Genomic DNA, 14,448 nt, shown 5'->3' on the forward strand with positions numbered 1-14,448 from the left:
TACTAATGAGGAGTGATTATGGAGGTTCGCGATTTGAGTAATACATTAATATTTGTGGGCTTGGTAGGTAGTGGTAAATCGACTCAAATAGGTGTGTTAAAGAGATTTATTAGTAAAAATAATTTATGTGTTAGAGATGTGTATTTAAAAACTGTATTTATATTTACGCCTTTATTTCTGAATCTCTTTAGGTATTTTCTTACGAATAGAGGCATTAAGATTATTCATAAGATCGCTGTTGAGCTTGATTTAATTCTTAATGTATTTGTTTTACCGTTACTAAAGGCGTTAAAATGCGTATTTTGTAAAGGGTGCTTAGTCTTAGTTGAGGAGCATTTTCCTGGTAGTATTGTTGATTATTACCATGCATCTTTAATTCTGGGGATAAAAATGTCCTTAATTCGAATACTAATACGTATATTGTATATTCTTTTCAATAGGGATTTGAAGAATGCTATAACCATTATTTTATTCAGTGATTTAAAAACTCTCAAAAACCGTTGGAGGAAAAGGGGGGGGTCTAAGGATGAGGCAGTTACTTACCTTTATGTGCAATTGCTTGTATTTAATGCATGGAATAAGTTGTTCCCTGCAATAAGTATTAATAATTCTGATTTAAGTATTTATGAAACAGCTTTTAATATTATTGTGAACTTGAAAAGACGGAAAGTACTATGAAAGTGCTCATAATTGCTCCTGTTGATTTAAGGTTGCGTGAAGGGACTTCGGCGAGGGTTATAAATATGGTAAAGCATGGTAGTGGGTATGTTGATCATATATATCTGGCATCTAAGGCGTTGAGTAGCGAACTTTCTATTTCTAATTTAACATTTCTTAAAATTTCATACGTTAGACCTTGTTCCTCATACCAATGAGTTACGTGTATGCGGCGTTGAAATCATCCTCATCCTCCTTATTTGCAAGAGTGTTTATAAAGGGTATTAGAGGTATGTTGAAAAATGTTGATATTATTCATGTGCATACACTTGCGGGCTTGCCCCCTGATTCCTAAGAATGACGTACCTGTATTATTAGATCTTCACGGTCTTTTCGAGTTAACCCCTGTGGCTATGGGCTTTTCCTTAAGGGATAAACTTGTTGTTGAGCTTCTCAAGATAATTGAGAAGGTTATCTTAATGAATTTGGATAGTTATGGTGATCAGATCCATATAATTGCTCAGTCTCCTTACATTAAGGAATACATAATCAAGAGGTTTGGGATTCCTGAGCATAAGGTCTTCGTGATACCTGATGGAATTGACTTATCCTTGGTTCCAATTTTTGATGAGACAAGGAGGTTGAAGATTCGTGAGAAATTGAACCTTATAGATAAGTACGTCATAGCATATGCCGGTACGCCTTCGTATTTTCACGGATTTCTAGATTTACTGTATGCATTTAGGTACGTGCATCAAGTTTATGATAAGTCGCATCTTTTATTGATGGTTCCTAACAAAAATATTGTGATAAGTCAATTAAGGAGATATAACATAGATTTATCCTACGTTACTGTATTAGAAAATGTGCGTAAACCATGGTATTACGAAATTCTATACGCCTCCGATGTTCTTGTGCTGCCACATAGAGGAAATACGCAATTTGATTTTATCTATTCTAATAAATTATTGGACTATATAGTGACCGGTAGGTTTATTGTAGGTTATGATTTAATGCCTGTCAGGGATATGCTAGCTAGATATCCATTAAAAATTCTGGCAAAACCGAATAATCCCAAGGCACTAGCAGAGGCTATTCTAGAAGGTCGAGCATTTAGGGATTCTCATGTAGATGGAAGACAATATATTAGGGACTATGAGTGGAGTATCCTTGCAAAAGAGGTCGTTAATGTTTATGATTATTTATTAAAAATTTAGGAAAAGTTATTTAAATTAAATAAGTACTGCATTTATATGCATGAAAATTCTTCAAAAGTAATATCACGCGGCATTATAATCCTTTCTTTTTTAAACTTTATAGGTACCAAATACGTAAAGGCCTCGATAAAATTCACCTTAACATAAGGTGCACAGTATAAGTTTAGAGACTTACCGAAAAGTGAAATAGCCTTCTCGCCTAATTTCAATCCCTCAATAAGTGCGCGATATTTATTATGACCAAGAAGCTTGTATATCCTTCGCTCAACCATTAATATATTGTAAATCCAGGAATATTTATACCTCGTTTCAACAAGATTGCTCAATGCTATGTGAGCTCTATAACCATAATATTCCGAAGACGCACTTATGGTTTTTCCATGGTAATGAATACCGCATGGGATAGGGACGTATTTAACCCTGAATCCCCCTATTCCATAAGGCTAATCCTAGGACGTAATCATCAAAGAACAAAAATGCACTATCTATAAAGGGCCTTCCATGCGGCATTACTTGTCTTACACTGCTTACTCTAGTGACCATATAAGCACCATCAGCATAAGTGACGTAATACTCCTTTACAACATCAGTACATGACTGATCTAAAGCCCCGTGACATATACCGTCAGCAATCCATAGTTCGTTTACCCATCCTCCTGCTGAGTATATTGTTTTTCCGTCTCCGTAGTGTATTAGTCCGCTTGTTGCTGCTATTTTTTCGTCTCCTTCCATGTGTTCGATTAGTTTGGTTAGTGATTGTGGTGTGGCTATTAGGTCGTTGTTTACGAACGCCACGTACCTCGAGTCCGGGTCCCTGGCTTCCCAACCAACATTCATACCACCGGCGTAGCCCAAATTCCTATCATTACGAATTACCTTAACCCTAACGTTGCTCGGCCTACGCTCCTCAACGAACCTCCTAACACGCTCAAAACTACCGTCAGTAGACGCATTATCCACGACTATAAGCTCGTAATCATCAAAATCAAGGTTAAGAAAAGAATCAAGACTCCTAAGAGCAATGTCGATGAAGCCCATACTATTGTAATTAAGCCATATGACTGAGGTCTTGACCACGTTGTCTATTTCATGGTAATTCATTTAAGCATTAACGCCTTAATGGGTTAATGGGTTTGATTAGGGATTTGAGGGTTGCCATGGCCAGTAGGCGTTTATTTAGGAATTGGCTCGTTGCGGGACTTAGGTACTTCCTCATTATGCATGGGTTGGCCAAGGGCCTCATAACCGTTAAATGCAGTAACGCCAGTTATGGGCTGAGCCCAAGCACATACTCATTCATAGTTAATGCTTACTATGATGGCTTTATTAATGGGTTCGTGTGCCGCGATGTTATTGAGGCTTTAATTAACGGTGTGCTCATCTCATTAATCCCTCCAGACTCATTCGCCTTTAATTACCTTGGTAAGCTGATTTATTTTCGTGATTCTACGGGTTTCCTTTTTGATGTTGTTTTTGAGAATTTTCTTGGTGGAGCCTATGATGACTTAAACGTTAGGGATAGGGTTGTGGTTGATGTTGGTGGTGGCGTTGGTGACACAGCCATACTATTCACGCTTAGGGGGAGCCCGTGAAGTCATATCCCTAGAACCACAACCAACACTCTACGAGAGGGCGATGGTTAATTTAAGGATTAATGGGGGGGTTGAGGACAGGGTTAGGCTCCTAAACGCAGCCCTAGCCGAGCAAGATGGTTATGTTGATGCATGCCCAAGTGATGTTAGTGATTACTTTGAATTCAGGCCACAGCCAAATTGTAGGAACCGGTTAGGGTTAGGGCCTACAGCCTTGATTCGTTGATTAGGGAGTTCAACCTCGAAGGCTCGGTTTTGAAGGTTGATTGTGAGGGCTGCGAATACAACACAATAGCCAAGGCCGAACCAAAGGTGCTCAACGCATTCGAGGAAATAATAATCGAATACCACAATGGACCAAAACCAATAATAAAGGCACTGGAGAGAGCAGGACTCAAAACAAAAACAAAACCAATAAGAAGTGCTAAAGTACCAATGGAGAGGCAGGGCTACGTACACGGTACTAAATGATTTACCTCATTTACGTAAACAATCCAAGACCAGAAAAATACATAGTGAAAAACCATCATCCCAATTAACCAACACATTAATGTCAAGGACGAGAGAACTCAACTTGGTACGAGTTGATCAAGGCATTCAAGGACCTGACTGGCGAGGGAATAATACTGAACACATCATTCAACCTAGCAGGAGAACCACTAGTCGAAACACCAAGCGACGCACTGAAATCCTTCGCCCTAGGAGGACTAGACGCAATATACATACAAGGATGGCTAATCAAAAAGAGGTAGGTTAATGACTTTGTGTTAACCCCTTATTTCAGGTGTTTTGGTTTTATGTTCTTGGTTGTGTTGTTGGGTGGTTGAGTGGTTCTGGGTCCCTTATTGCCTTGGCGCTTATTTTCTCAATGCCCTGCCTGGTTGCGTCAACCGTGTTCACGACCTTAGCCATGGTCTTGCCAACCTGATTATTACGGGCTTGCCGTTTATTAGCTGCGATGGTTTTTGCGTCACTCCTCGCCTTGTTTGGTGGGTAGTGTGTGTCGGTGAGGGTTTCTGGGGTACGTGGTGTTGGGGGGGGTTAGTTTGGGGGGGGATTCTTGGTGATGATGGTGCTTGTGGTGGTAATGGGGGGGGTTCGTGGGTAATGGTTAATTGACTCCTACTTAGTTAAGTGCGGTGTCTTTGAGTGGCGTGGGGGGGTTTGAAGGGTTTAAAAGGTTTGGTTGAGGGTTGCTTGGTTTGGTTATGGGTTCTGTGGTTGTTGATGTGTTTGTTCGTGGATCTGGTGGTGGGGGGGTTAGGTTGAGGGCTTTAGTCGACACTGGCTTCTACGGGGGGGATGTCATCGCAATCCCTGGTAGGGTTCAGGGTTTAGGCATGGAGTTTAGGTATGGGAGGGTTAGGAGGTTGTCTGATGGTGGGGGGGTCGTTAAGGTTAGGTATGGTGTTGGTGAGGTTGAGGTTTGGCAGGGCCTTAAGCTACCCATGGGTGTAGACGCAGTACTGGGCGTAACCGCATTGGAGAAGCTTGGGTTTAGGGTGGATCCGAAGACGGGAAAGTTGGAGAAGGTTGAATTGTACCTTCTATAGGCGGGTCTTCCCGGTCTCGTTTGGCATTTTACTGATCTTTCCACGCAACCCCCCCCAACACACTCATCAATAACATACCCTCATGGAGCTCGCACGTGTAGGTCGTGTGTTCCTTAGGCTTGCGTATCTTGGTCTTGCCATATTCGTAAATTGTGAGGTGTTTCTGGGCTTAGTGATTCTCCTTGATGAGCCGGTGTATCGGTGTTGGCTTGCCTTTCCTTGATTTATTTGTGTGTTTCATGGGTGTGTTGGTGGGTGGTTTATGGTGGTTTGGGGTGGGGGGGGTATGGGGTGGTTGGCTTAGTGCTTGCGTTAGGTTTTATAGGTTTGGAGGTGCTTTCTTACTGGTGTCTGTTGATTTGAGGCGGCTTGAGGAGGTTGTGGAGCGGGCCGTGAAGAGGGCTATTGAGGAGTCCCGCAGTGAGGACATGAGGGCGATGGCCGATGCCGTTAAGGCTCTGGCGGATTACGTTAAGTATGGCTTCCAGGAATTCAATAGGAGGTTTGATGAGGTGAGTAGGAGGCTTGAGGGTCATGAGAGGGTTCTCGAGGAGCTCGTTAGGTCTGTTGGCGAGCTTAAGGTTGCCATGGGTTCGCTGGGTGGGAGGTGGGGGGGTCGTGACCTGGAGAGGACGGTCTTAGAACTCTATAGGCATGCCTTGGAGGAGAGGGGGGGTATTGAGCCGGGTAGGGTTGAGAGGTTTGTGTATACTGATGTTGATGGTAGGTACTATAGGCCTGGGGGGGCTAGGCTCGAGATAGATGTATACATACACAATGATAAGACTTACCTAATCGAGGTTAGGTCGCATGCGGGGGGGCTTGAGGATGTTGAGTGGTTGTTTGATAAGGCGAGGATTATTGAGAGGATCCTCAACAGGAGGGTCGAGAAGGTCTTAATGGTGGCTGTGAACATAGACAAGGAGGCCCTAGAGAGGGCTGGGCGATTGGGCATTGACGCCGTATATGGGGGGGCAGTGATTGAGTAGCGACGGGGGGGAAGTTGGTAATTGACGACGCATCAATAGGGGGGGTGCTGGGCCCTGGATTGATTAACCGCTTGGATGGGGGGGATTCTGGGTTGGGTATTGGTTTAGGGTTGCATGGTGGATCTATTGACTGCCTTGGGGGGGCTGTGCCTTGCTGAATTCATCCTTAAGTTCCTTGAGTGCCTTTTCAAGTTCATCACTCCATTTTGTTCTTGGTTTGAGTTCCTCAACCCTTCTTATTAACTCCCCTGTCAGTTTTACTACGGCTGTTGCTGCTTCCTGCCTATCCCTGAACTTGGACAATGCCATGTCTGGGTCTGGGCCGTTGTATTGGTAGTCGTGTAGTTCTAGGGCTGTGCTTGTGGCGAAGTAAATTCCTGCATACCCAATCTCCTCAAGCATTTGCGACAATGCCTTCATCCTCGTTGTTGGTACCCTCGGAACAGCCCTATTCACAAGCCACTTCTTCTCCTCCTCGGTCCTAGCCGCTTGAATTAGTTTATCAATCTCGAGCCTCAGTAATGCAGCTAAAAACGCCCTCCAGGCCTGGAAGCCTTACCGGCCGAGTTCCTGACCAAGCCCCCCCTGCTTAGAAATTCAAGGGCCAGCTTGGCCTCAATTAACGACTCCGATAGTCTTGCATTAACGTAATCCTCAGTGGTTGGTTTGGGCAGTGGTTTCTCTAGGGTTTCTGTGTTCATTCAGTGTTGTTTTGCTTGACCTGTTTAAATACTTGGCGTTAGGTAAGTACTTCGTGGTATGATGACTCATGGTTTTGATGTGTTGGGTTTCTGTAAGTCTTATTAAGGGGGGGTTGTGGTTCTTTGCTTATGTGGGTTTTGTTGTTGAGTTGCCTGAGGTGCTTGTTAGGGAGGTTAGTAGGTTGGGTGTTGATGTTGAGGGCTTCATCATAGACAGTGTGATTGCCAGGCTAAACCTAGACCCGGGCACCGAGCTTGAGGTTCACCTTGAGCTTGCCGAGAGGTTTCTGAGGGAGGGTGTTGAATTGGTCAGCAAGGACCCCGTGCAGGCCAGCGAGAAGCTTTATAAGGCCGCTGAGGAGGCTGTTAAGGCGATGGCCATTGCCTTGGGCCTTGATGAGGCGAGGACTGCCTCTGAGCAGGGTAGGTGGACTGCTGCGTTGTTGTTTAGGGCTGTTGATTCCATAAGTGATAGGCTTGGTAGGGAGGAGGTTAGGCTTTGGTGGGGGGGTAGGGCTTGGTTCTTGCATGTTGAGGGATTTCACGAAGCGAGGTTAGGCCAGAACCAGGTGGGGGGGAGGGACTTGAAGTACGTGGAGGCCCTGGTAAGGCTGGCTCAGGAATGCTGCCGAGAGGCAAGGGGGGGCAAGGCGTGAAAGGGGGGGCGGGCCAGGAAACAAGCAGGCACATAAACCATCCAAGGAAGACGCCACAGTCATATTCACGACAAAACCCCACACCCAGCCATGATCACGAACATCATTAATACGCCGGTTTTAGTGCTACGCCTTGGTTACGGGTGCCGTAAGGTTAAGGGTCTTAATTAGCTCGTGAGTTGGTTTGTTGTTGTGTCGTGTGTTTTGATGGTCTCGTTAATCCTTGGCTTCTCGATTATCGTCGTGGGAGGACGTGGGTGGTATCGCTGAGGTGCGTTTTAGTAGGTATTGCGTGAGGTTGGGTGTGGGTTGTTGGTGATGTATTTTGGCTTCTCTGGTTAAGGAGGAAGGCTTAGATGTATGGTGTTTAAATGCGTTGGGTGAAATAAGTGGTGTCACGTATGCGTAATAAGCGATTGATTAATTATGTCAAGGAGCTCTTTAGGAATGATGTTATGGGTGCTAGGGTAGAGTGTGGTGATCTTCCGAAGTTAGTTGTGGAGTATCTCATCGCTAGGTACTTTGAGAGGTGGGATGCCCAGTTGACGCCGACTAGGGTGATGAAGCTTTTAGCCGCTGCCCTCTTCATTAACCCCCCCAGCACAGGGGGGGATATTGATATTCACGAACTAGCCTATTGCTTCGGGTATAGGATCTATAAGTACCCGGTGTATAGCCAGGTGGTTATGGAGTCGCTGAATGAGTTGAGGAGGGAGGGGGGGCGCATCGCCACAAAGTCTGTGCTTGATATTGACGTGCGTGTACTCATAAGAAAGGGGGGGGAGGAATTGGAGGGGGGGGTGGTGAGGAAATCCTTAAGGACCTGCGTAGGGGGGGGCAGTACGGTGAGTGGGAGGGGGGGCTCATTGAGAGGATTGATGATGTGGTTAAGAAGTACGGCTCCTGGAGCGCCAGGGAGCTTAAGAAATACCTATATGATGTCTTTGCAATGACTCCATCGCTCATTGGGTCTGGTCACGACTTAGTCAAGTACCTTGAGATTGTGAAGAGGGCTAGGGAGGTTGGGAAGAGCATACCGGAGGATAGGCTTTACACCCTAGAGTTATGATTCATCATGTCCACGGCCATAGTCCTTGATGCGAACACGATAATTTACTTCAACAGGCATGAGTATGATTTGCTCAGAAACTTGATTGATTACATTGGGGTTCGTGTCGTATCACCGGCCTTACCAACCCTGGTGCCCATGGCTGAGGTCTTCATCCCTGAGGCCGTGGAGCTTGAATTATTGATGATAAGTGGTTGGGAGTTTGTTTGAGTGTATGGATTGCCATGCATTGTTTAGAGGTGACTTCAGGGTTAGGGCTGGAGGCCGAGGATGTGGCCGTGAAATTCCTCGGCATTGCCCAATATGTGGTGGTACTCATATAGTGAATAGGGGGCGTCGTTATTACTAGGGATGCCGTTGATGTGGTCATTAATGACTTCGTGAACTACCTCACGAACTAACTAAGCACTCAGCACCAGGTTAGCCCAGTTAGGGTGAGACTCGGTGAGCCTAGGGTTAGTGATGCCTTTGGGAATGTGTGGAAGGTATTAACTGGGAATCAGGGGGGGCTCATGAGGTGCAATATCACGCTTGACCTATTAATAACTAAGTCAGCATGCCTATTGACTGGTAATTATCGAAACGTTGATTTACTAACAAGCGATAGAGACAGGAATAACTGCATTAGGAATTATATAAAGGCCCGTAATTGCAAAATCACACTCTTCAACTACGCGGATTATAGGAGACTATACCCCCCCTAACCTGCTCAATGAGTGCCTACTCGCTATTTGGCTGGGTTAGGTACGTACCGACTTTATCATTGCCGGCATCAACGTGTCTCTCGAAACACGCCATGTCTGCGGTATGGCTAAGCGGTAATCTAAAGGTTATACTAACCTCCTCAACGGCCTCGTAAATGTTTACTATTCTCACGAACCTCTGAACACGTTCAATAATGGGTATTGCACATCGGCATTGACCCGACATAACTTAGACACCAACTGCTGTGCTTGAACCTAGGCCAATATACCTCTTCGCCTCCTCGTAAAGCTTCTTATACCTTCTATTCTTCATTAATAATTCATAGGCAAGTCTTTCCTGCTCATTATCGTTCTGCCAAGATTCAACTGCCCTAACAACCTTTTCTACAATGTTCCATCTTTTCTTTTCCAGTGCGTCCTTTAATGTTATCGCAACCACTTTAACGCCTGCAATTGCGCCAATTGCGAAGCCGATGTCGGTTCTAACCATCATTTTATTCTCCATAACGAATTGTCGCTCAGCCTCTTCTCTAGTGGGCATGAGGTAAGGGACCATTGGGGCTTGATAAACCTAGTGTGTATGGTTAAAACACGTGGTGCAGTAGAACTTTCATGCAGTCTGCCCTATTGTCTATGTTCAATTAATTTCATTTACTACTTTCGGATTACTGCCGATATTGCTGGAAGATAAGCGTTTTGTAAGGATTAGAAGCCGTGGATTTCTTGAGGGGGTCGTATTATCATTTAAGTGCAATAATAAGGCTGATTACGTGTGTTTTGGGAGGAGTTACGGCGTCAGTGGGGCGATGGCTTCGTACTATAGGATAAGTCTTGTTGGTGCTGGTTGCCTTATCGAGTAGTGTGAAAGTTTTGCCCTGTTCCAGAGTGGGGGGGTTTAAAAGGGTAGTGGTTATTTTATCTTATATGACTATTAGGGAGGTTAATGATCCAAGTAATACTAGTGTAATGCCTCAGATTACTGATTATGGGCTTGAGGATGTGGTTTACTGGGTACTTAGTGGGCTGGGTGGCTCGGTTGATGGGCTTAAGAAGCTCATGAAGTTATTATTCCTGGTGCAGTATGATGTCGTGAACAGTAGGTTCCTCGGTAAGAGGGCGATTAAGTACCTCTACGGTGGCAAACCCATCACGAGGGCCGAGTTCTACCTATGGTCCTTCGGGCCCATGAGTAACGAGGTCTACAACATAATTGATGAGCTTGAGGATAGTGGCTTCATAAGTACGGAGTTTATTGATAATGTGTTCACTAGGGTTGTGATAAGGGTCTCAGGGGGGGTGGAGGGCCGGGTCACTTCCGGAGGTGGTTGCTAAGAGGGTTGATGAGGTCGTTAATAAGTACGGCAGCCTCAAGGGCTGGGAGTTGGAGAGAATGGTCAAGGAAAGGCTTGGGTTGCTGGTTGAGGGTAAGCTGGAGGATTACATGGGCTTTAGGGTTGATGATTACCTTAGGGAGGAGGGTTTCAAGCTCGTGACCAAGGACCTGGCCCATGGGTAGATCACTGGATTCCTATGAACACCTCATTACTGGTGGTGGGGGGGCTTTAAGGCTTAGGAGGCACGTCAAGAAGCACTCTGGTTTGTCCCTCAGGGAGTATGAGGATTTAATCAGCGCCACGTGTAGCGCATGGCGGGGTGGCCTTGATTGGCTCAGGGCTAGATTTGGTGAGAAGGAGTACAAGGGACACCTTGGGCTCCTTGGCACAGCTTTGGTGACTTGCTACGCAAGGCAAAGGTGTTACGACTACGTCCTGGAACCCCCCCATAGAAGTCCTCAACATAGGCATTCCCCCCCTATCCATCCTAAGGCCTGACATTGCCCTGTTAATTAGGGGGGGTGGCCTTCTCATTATTGAGGATAAGGTGCATCACGAGCCCGTGGTGAGACTAACTAGCCAGGTTGATGAGTTTATCGATAATGGTGGCTTGAGAATATTAAGGGTGCTAAGAAGGTTTAGGGTTTACCTGGGCGTAATCCACATGGTGGAGACTAAGGGCGAGGCTGTGAATCCGCTGGACTTGCCACCGTGGGTTGGGCTATTGAGCTTAACGCCAGGGAAGGCGCAGCGTAATATTTACAATGAGCTAGATGTCGTAATTAATAAAATGATGCATTAATAACAACAGTCCCGGTATTGTTAGGCCCTCAACACGTAGTCTCCATATTATGATCCGTGTTTCTGGCAATATGTTCGTAGGGTTTTGAAGTTGGTGAATCTCACTAGTGTTGGTTTCAATGGGTATTTTATAATCCTTCCAATGAGGGTTTCCTACTTGCTCGTGTGTTTTCTGTGCTTGCAGTTCCCTTATTGCGTCTTCGTTCTTTCTCATGGTTCTGGCAGGACTTTGCGTATGTATCATCTCGTTATAGGTTTATTAAGTGTTGTGATTGGTATTTCTGGTGGGCTTGGTTAAGGCTGGCGTCACGTTAATTGGCGTTAAGGGGGGGTCTAGGAGTGTAATGGCACTAGTTGATACTGGCGCGGCTGTTACGGTGGTGGATAGGGCGTTGGCTGAGGAGGTTGGGGTTACGTACACGGTAGAAAGAGGTCCTTGGTCACGGCGTCTGGGCATAGGATTGAGGGTGAGGTGGCGATTATTAAGGAGCTTTTCATTGAGGGTGAGGTACTTGATTACGAGAGGGTTTTGGTCCTCGAATTGAGTGAGGACGTTAAGGAGACACTTAGGAGTGCTGGCGTGAGTGATTCAGTGATAATTGGCTTAACGACAATCGAGGCCGCAGGTCTAATACCTGACGTAACGACGGGCAAGCTCAGGAAAACCGAAACATTCCTATTCACAACCCATTAACCCAAAGTATACAGCCACCAACGGCGCCCAACCTACTTAATACCCCCCCTCCTCAACTCGTTCAGTGAGTTCTCGAGTTCGTCACTCCACTTTATCCTTGGCTTTAGATTTTCGATTCTATTCGCCAACTCCTTTATGAGGCCCACCACGGCCACCGCGGCCTCCTCCCTATCCCTGAACTTTGACAAAGCCAGATCCGGGTCCGGCCCGTTGTACTGATAGTCATGTAAGTTTAAGGCCCTGTCTGTCCATGCGGATAATCCGTAGTGACCAACCTCCTCAAGCATTTGCGATAGCCTCACCATCCTCGTTGTTGGAACCCTCGGAACAGCCCTATTCACGAGCCACTTCCTCTCCTCCTCGGTCTTAGCCACCTGGAGTAATTTATCGATCTCAAGCCTAAGCAAAGCCGCCAACAAAGCCCTCCAGGCCTGAAACGCCTTACCAGCCGCATTCCTAACCAAACCCCCCCTACCAAGGAACTCGATGGCGAGCTAGCCTCGACCAAGGCCTCAAGCAGTCTAGCCGCTATGTAGTCCTCGCTGGCGGGCTTAGGCAAAGGCCTTTCAAGGGATTCCACATCCACAAACTCATTCGTCTCATCTCTCCCTTAAATACTTATTGAAGGAGGATTCGTTCGAGAGGTTGAGGACTCGGTGTATCTGTACGGCGTTGTCAGGCTTTAGGGCTTTTGATGGAGTAATGGTTAGGGTTGCGTGGTTGTATCATGGTTGGGAGGCACTTATGGTTGAGGATGGGTGATTAGGGCATTTTATTAACGAGATTTTGATTGAGATACGCCCCCCCTTCCTCTCGTATTGTCTCATGTTTTTCTCTTTAACTTATACGAGTTTAAATTAATCAAGTGCTGTTTTGCGGTTGTTGATTATTAGTATGTCATCAGCATGGAGTAGTTAATCCTGGGTTGTATCATCGTTGCATGTTTAATTACAGTATCGTTTTATGGTTTTATCCTTTGTGGTGGGTATTACAGTGATGATCCTAATCCTCTCGCCATTATATTTAATGGATGTGTAGATTATTATGACCGTGACATTGCTGCACTTATTAATGGGCATGCATAGGATACTTTGATTATCCCGGGTTTTTACATACTCTCCATTGCATGCATGTTCTATTGCCTTTATAATCTCCCGCTCAAAATCGTCAATGCAAACCCCACTGGACCTAAGCTCATAGATTCTTAACCGTAGTCTCTGCTCGGCATGAACCGTTAATTCACACATCATTTTATCGCCAGAATACTGACCAATTGAGCACTATACATGGTGAACCAAATTGATCCCTATAGTCTGGGTAGAAGGATATGTTCGTTGGCTTAATTATGACCTCCTTCTCACTCCCATCACCCAATCTAAGCTTTAAAACGCCGTCATTAACCACCTCCATCCTCTCGGCCTTGGCTGGTCGACTCATCACGATGGCTGGGTTACATTGGGGGGGACCTGGTCTTGGCTTATTGGTCTTTGTCGAGACCAGTACGTTTACCCATATTGAGTAGTTATTCTCGTACTTAAGGACCTTAAGCACCACTGGCGTTGCCGTAATCGTTAACTCCTCATCATCAACCAAAGCCCTAATGACCATGGGCTTTATCGAGACTATTTCGAAGTCTAGGTCGAGGTAATTATACATTAATGCCACCTACACCCCCCCATCCTAACTCTACTTATGAAGTGTGCTAGGTCCTTATCCTCGGGCTCGATACTTATGTAGACCAACCTACCCTCCTCATCAACGCCGACGGTCACCAAGGCCAGGCCCTCCTCAGACTTAACTGGCGACTTATCACTGAGGATTATCAACAAATTACCGAACTCCCTATCAATACTCACCTGGATTGGTGGTGAAGTGGGGTAATTACCCAATCCCTGGGCCACGCCACCGGGGGGGTTACCGAGACTAATAGACATACCAAGCAATGAAGCCAGTCAAGAAATAAATACCTTTACCCAATCACTCATGACCTCGGCACTGGCGCCCACGACCTACCCAGGGATACACCGTTGAAAATCCTAGGCCTATGAACGCTGCCTAAGCCATCCCCCCCAGCGTTCTTCTAACGGCCTCCCTATGAAGCGGTGACTGCCAGGCCACGTAACGGCCAATGCCCAGCTCAGAATCCCTCTCGGGTGGTGGGGCGTCGATCCATAGGTTGTCGTCACGCCACTCCGGTATTTCCAGGGCTAGGTTTAGCTCGATTAACCTATTCATTAGTGGTATTCCCTCCCTACTCATGAGTGCGTCCGGGTCCTCCAACGCCCTGGCCAATAGCTCCCTGTCATTAGGCCCAGTGACGTTATGAATTCTCTATGCCCTTTCTACCCATTAATTCCCTCACCACGGCCTCGCTATTCCAGTTATTTTCATAGAGTCTCTCGAGCATTCTCGGGTTCCCACCCGTTACTTTCCAGATTTCCTCGAACTCAGGCTTATCTCCAGGTATTTGTTCGTAGAGTT

28 protein-coding genes and 2 pseudogenes are annotated in these 14,448 nt (G+C 46.0%); 21 read left to right on the forward strand and 9 right to left on the reverse strand.

Features of this window, described 5'->3' with window-relative positions; translation table 11 throughout:
• Positions 1 to 18: 18 nt before the first annotated feature.
• Positions 19 to 678, forward strand: coding sequence for a hypothetical protein (locus JCM11216_RS12885; protein ID WP_243676342.1), 660 nt, complete (start codon positions 19 to 21; stop codon positions 676 to 678).
• Between the two features lie 281 nt (positions 679 to 959).
• A complete protein-coding gene (locus JCM11216_RS12890; protein WP_054854447.1) occupies positions 960 to 1,874 on the forward strand; it encodes a glycosyltransferase in 915 nt (304 codons plus the stop codon).
• A gap of 414 nt (positions 1,875 to 2,288) precedes the next feature.
• On the opposite strand, the gene JCM11216_RS12900 is transcribed toward JCM11216_RS12890, so the two are convergent.
• Positions 2,289 to 2,975 carry a glycosyltransferase gene (locus tag JCM11216_RS12900; protein ID WP_054854449.1) on the reverse strand — a complete coding sequence of 229 codons (687 nt, stop codon included), beginning with the start codon at positions 2,973 to 2,975 and terminating at the stop codon, positions 2,289 to 2,291.
• 26 nt (positions 2,976 to 3,001) lie between these two features.
• Here JCM11216_RS12900 and JCM11216_RS12905 point away from each other — a divergent pair, with 26 nt between their 5' ends.
• From JCM11216_RS12905 to JCM11216_RS19940, 7 genes are all read left to right on the forward strand, one after another.
• A complete protein-coding gene (locus JCM11216_RS12905; RefSeq protein ID WP_054854450.1) occupies positions 3,002 to 3,466 on the forward strand; it encodes a hypothetical protein in 465 nt (154 codons plus the stop codon).
• Complete coding sequence (locus tag JCM11216_RS12910; protein WP_243676343.1) at positions 3,426 to 3,692, forward strand: hypothetical protein; 267 nt, start codon at positions 3,426 to 3,428, stop codon at positions 3,690 to 3,692. Before JCM11216_RS12905 ends, JCM11216_RS12910 begins: the two co-directional genes overlap by 41 nt.
• The gene (locus tag JCM11216_RS12915; RefSeq protein ID WP_054854452.1) at positions 3,689 to 3,937 is read left to right on the forward strand and encodes a hypothetical protein; all 249 of its coding nucleotides are present in this window, start codon (positions 3,689 to 3,691) and stop codon (positions 3,935 to 3,937) included. Before JCM11216_RS12910 ends, JCM11216_RS12915 begins: the two co-directional genes overlap by 4 nt.
• A gap of 113 nt (positions 3,938 to 4,050) precedes the next feature.
• The gene (locus JCM11216_RS19935; RefSeq protein WP_243676344.1) at positions 4,051 to 4,218 is read left to right on the forward strand and encodes a carbamoyltransferase C-terminal domain-containing protein; all 168 of its coding nucleotides are present in this window, start codon (positions 4,051 to 4,053) and stop codon (positions 4,216 to 4,218) included.
• 441 nt (positions 4,219 to 4,659) lie between these two features.
• Complete coding sequence (locus JCM11216_RS12920) at positions 4,660 to 5,019, forward strand: hypothetical protein (protein ID WP_243676345.1); 360 nt, start codon at positions 4,660 to 4,662, stop codon at positions 5,017 to 5,019.
• 347 nt (positions 5,020 to 5,366) lie between these two features.
• Positions 5,367 to 6,008 (forward strand): DUF3782 domain-containing protein, encoded by a 642-nt coding sequence (locus JCM11216_RS12925; RefSeq protein WP_054854467.1) that lies wholly within the window; start codon positions 5,367 to 5,369, stop codon positions 6,006 to 6,008.
• Positions 6,009 to 6,022: 14 nt separating this feature from the next.
• Positions 6,023 to 6,166, forward strand: a complete 144-nt coding sequence (locus JCM11216_RS19940) for a hypothetical protein (protein WP_243676346.1) — start codon at positions 6,023 to 6,025, stop codon at positions 6,164 to 6,166.
• Here JCM11216_RS19940 and JCM11216_RS12930 read toward each other — a convergent pair.
• A pseudogene (locus tag JCM11216_RS12930) lies at positions 6,132 to 6,709 on the reverse strand (PaREP1 family protein). The gene JCM11216_RS19940 and the pseudogene JCM11216_RS12930 sit on opposite strands and share 35 nt — an antisense overlap.
• Before the next feature lie 131 nt (positions 6,710 to 6,840).
• On the opposite strand from JCM11216_RS12930, the gene JCM11216_RS12935 reads away from it, so the two are divergent.
• The 4 genes from JCM11216_RS12935 (at position 6,841) to JCM11216_RS12950 (ending at position 9,138) form a co-directional block, all read left to right on the forward strand.
• Positions 6,841 to 7,365 carry a PaREP1 family protein gene (locus JCM11216_RS12935; RefSeq protein ID WP_054854454.1) on the forward strand — a complete coding sequence of 175 codons (525 nt, stop codon included), beginning with the start codon at positions 6,841 to 6,843 and terminating at the stop codon, positions 7,363 to 7,365.
• A gap of 392 nt (positions 7,366 to 7,757) precedes the next feature.
• On the forward strand, positions 7,758 to 8,318 hold the full coding sequence (locus JCM11216_RS12940) for a hypothetical protein (protein WP_243676347.1): 561 nt from the start codon (positions 7,758 to 7,760) through the stop codon (positions 8,316 to 8,318).
• A gap of 122 nt (positions 8,319 to 8,440) precedes the next feature.
• Positions 8,441 to 8,644, forward strand: coding sequence for a hypothetical protein (locus tag JCM11216_RS12945; protein ID WP_054854456.1), 204 nt, complete (start codon positions 8,441 to 8,443; stop codon positions 8,642 to 8,644).
• 224 nt (positions 8,645 to 8,868) lie between these two features.
• Complete coding sequence (locus tag JCM11216_RS12950) at positions 8,869 to 9,138, forward strand: hypothetical protein (protein ID WP_054854457.1); 270 nt, start codon at positions 8,869 to 8,871, stop codon at positions 9,136 to 9,138.
• Positions 9,139 to 9,154: 16 nt separating this feature from the next.
• Here JCM11216_RS12950 and JCM11216_RS19945 read toward each other — a convergent pair whose 3' ends face one another.
• Together JCM11216_RS19945 and JCM11216_RS12955 are read right to left on the reverse strand one after the other, a co-directional pair.
• Complete coding sequence (locus JCM11216_RS19945) at positions 9,155 to 9,364, reverse strand: hypothetical protein (protein WP_243676348.1); 210 nt, start codon at positions 9,362 to 9,364, stop codon at positions 9,155 to 9,157.
• Between the two features lie 3 nt (positions 9,365 to 9,367).
• Positions 9,368 to 9,679: a hypothetical protein gene (locus JCM11216_RS12955; RefSeq protein ID WP_243676349.1), complete on the reverse strand. Its 312-nt coding sequence runs from the start codon at positions 9,677 to 9,679 to the stop codon at positions 9,368 to 9,370.
• 136 nt (positions 9,680 to 9,815) lie between these two features.
• Here JCM11216_RS12955 and JCM11216_RS12960 point away from each other — a divergent pair, with 136 nt between their 5' ends.
• The 7 genes from JCM11216_RS12960 (at position 9,816) to JCM11216_RS19960 (ending at position 11,967) form a co-directional block, all read left to right on the forward strand.
• Positions 9,816 to 9,998 carry a hypothetical protein gene (locus tag JCM11216_RS12960; protein ID WP_054854459.1) on the forward strand — a complete coding sequence of 61 codons (183 nt, stop codon included), beginning with the start codon at positions 9,816 to 9,818 and terminating at the stop codon, positions 9,996 to 9,998.
• Between the two features lie 64 nt (positions 9,999 to 10,062).
• Positions 10,063 to 10,470, forward strand: a complete 408-nt coding sequence (locus JCM11216_RS19950) for a Panacea domain-containing protein (protein ID WP_243676350.1) — start codon at positions 10,063 to 10,065, stop codon at positions 10,468 to 10,470.
• Positions 10,460 to 10,654, forward strand: coding sequence for a hypothetical protein (locus JCM11216_RS19955; RefSeq protein WP_243676351.1), 195 nt, complete (start codon positions 10,460 to 10,462; stop codon positions 10,652 to 10,654). The genes JCM11216_RS19950 and JCM11216_RS19955 overlap by 11 nt, the downstream gene beginning before the upstream one ends.
• Complete coding sequence (locus JCM11216_RS12970; protein WP_054854460.1) at positions 10,647 to 10,970, forward strand: hypothetical protein; 324 nt, start codon at positions 10,647 to 10,649, stop codon at positions 10,968 to 10,970. Before JCM11216_RS19955 ends, JCM11216_RS12970 begins: the two co-directional genes overlap by 8 nt.
• A 49-nt stretch (positions 10,971 to 11,019) precedes the next feature.
• On the forward strand, positions 11,020 to 11,274 hold the full coding sequence (locus tag JCM11216_RS12975; protein WP_054854461.1) for a hypothetical protein: 255 nt from the start codon (positions 11,020 to 11,022) through the stop codon (positions 11,272 to 11,274).
• 283 nt (positions 11,275 to 11,557) lie between these two features.
• On the forward strand, positions 11,558 to 11,818 hold the full coding sequence (locus JCM11216_RS12980; protein WP_054854462.1) for an aspartyl protease family protein: 261 nt from the start codon (positions 11,558 to 11,560) through the stop codon (positions 11,816 to 11,818).
• Positions 11,803 to 11,967, forward strand: a complete 165-nt coding sequence (locus tag JCM11216_RS19960; RefSeq protein WP_243676352.1) for a hypothetical protein — start codon at positions 11,803 to 11,805, stop codon at positions 11,965 to 11,967. The genes JCM11216_RS12980 and JCM11216_RS19960 overlap by 16 nt, the downstream gene beginning before the upstream one ends.
• A 32-nt stretch (positions 11,968 to 11,999) precedes the next feature.
• Here the strand turns inward: JCM11216_RS19960 and JCM11216_RS12985 are convergent.
• Positions 12,000 to 12,553, reverse strand: a pseudogene (locus tag JCM11216_RS12985) (PaREP1 family protein).
• 35 nt (positions 12,554 to 12,588) lie between these two features.
• Here JCM11216_RS12985 and JCM11216_RS19965 point away from each other — a divergent pair.
• Positions 12,589 to 12,729 (forward strand): hypothetical protein, encoded by a 141-nt coding sequence (locus tag JCM11216_RS19965; RefSeq protein ID WP_243676353.1) that lies wholly within the window; start codon positions 12,589 to 12,591, stop codon positions 12,727 to 12,729.
• A gap of 182 nt (positions 12,730 to 12,911) precedes the next feature.
• Here the strand turns inward: JCM11216_RS19965 and JCM11216_RS12990 are convergent, their stop codons facing one another.
• The 4 genes from JCM11216_RS12990 to JCM11216_RS13005 form a co-directional block, all read right to left on the reverse strand.
• Positions 12,912 to 13,217: a hypothetical protein gene (locus JCM11216_RS12990; RefSeq protein WP_054854463.1), complete on the reverse strand. Its 306-nt coding sequence runs from the start codon at positions 13,215 to 13,217 to the stop codon at positions 12,912 to 12,914.
• Between the two features lies 1 nt (position 13,218).
• Complete coding sequence (locus JCM11216_RS12995) at positions 13,219 to 13,623, reverse strand: hypothetical protein (RefSeq protein WP_054854464.1); 405 nt, start codon at positions 13,621 to 13,623, stop codon at positions 13,219 to 13,221.
• Positions 13,623 to 13,901: a hypothetical protein gene (locus JCM11216_RS13000; protein ID WP_054854465.1), complete on the reverse strand. Its 279-nt coding sequence runs from the start codon at positions 13,899 to 13,901 to the stop codon at positions 13,623 to 13,625. Before JCM11216_RS13000 ends, JCM11216_RS12995 begins: the two co-directional genes overlap by 1 nt.
• A gap of 121 nt (positions 13,902 to 14,022) precedes the next feature.
• Positions 14,023 to 14,259, reverse strand: coding sequence for a hypothetical protein (locus tag JCM11216_RS13005; protein ID WP_054854466.1), 237 nt, complete (start codon positions 14,257 to 14,259; stop codon positions 14,023 to 14,025).
• Positions 14,260 to 14,448: the final 189 nt, after the last annotated feature.

It is taken from the genome of Vulcanisaeta distributa JCM 11216, assembly GCF_001315985.1.
Classification (GTDB): Archaea; Thermoproteota; Thermoprotei; order Thermoproteales; family Thermocladiaceae; genus Vulcanisaeta; species Vulcanisaeta distributa_E.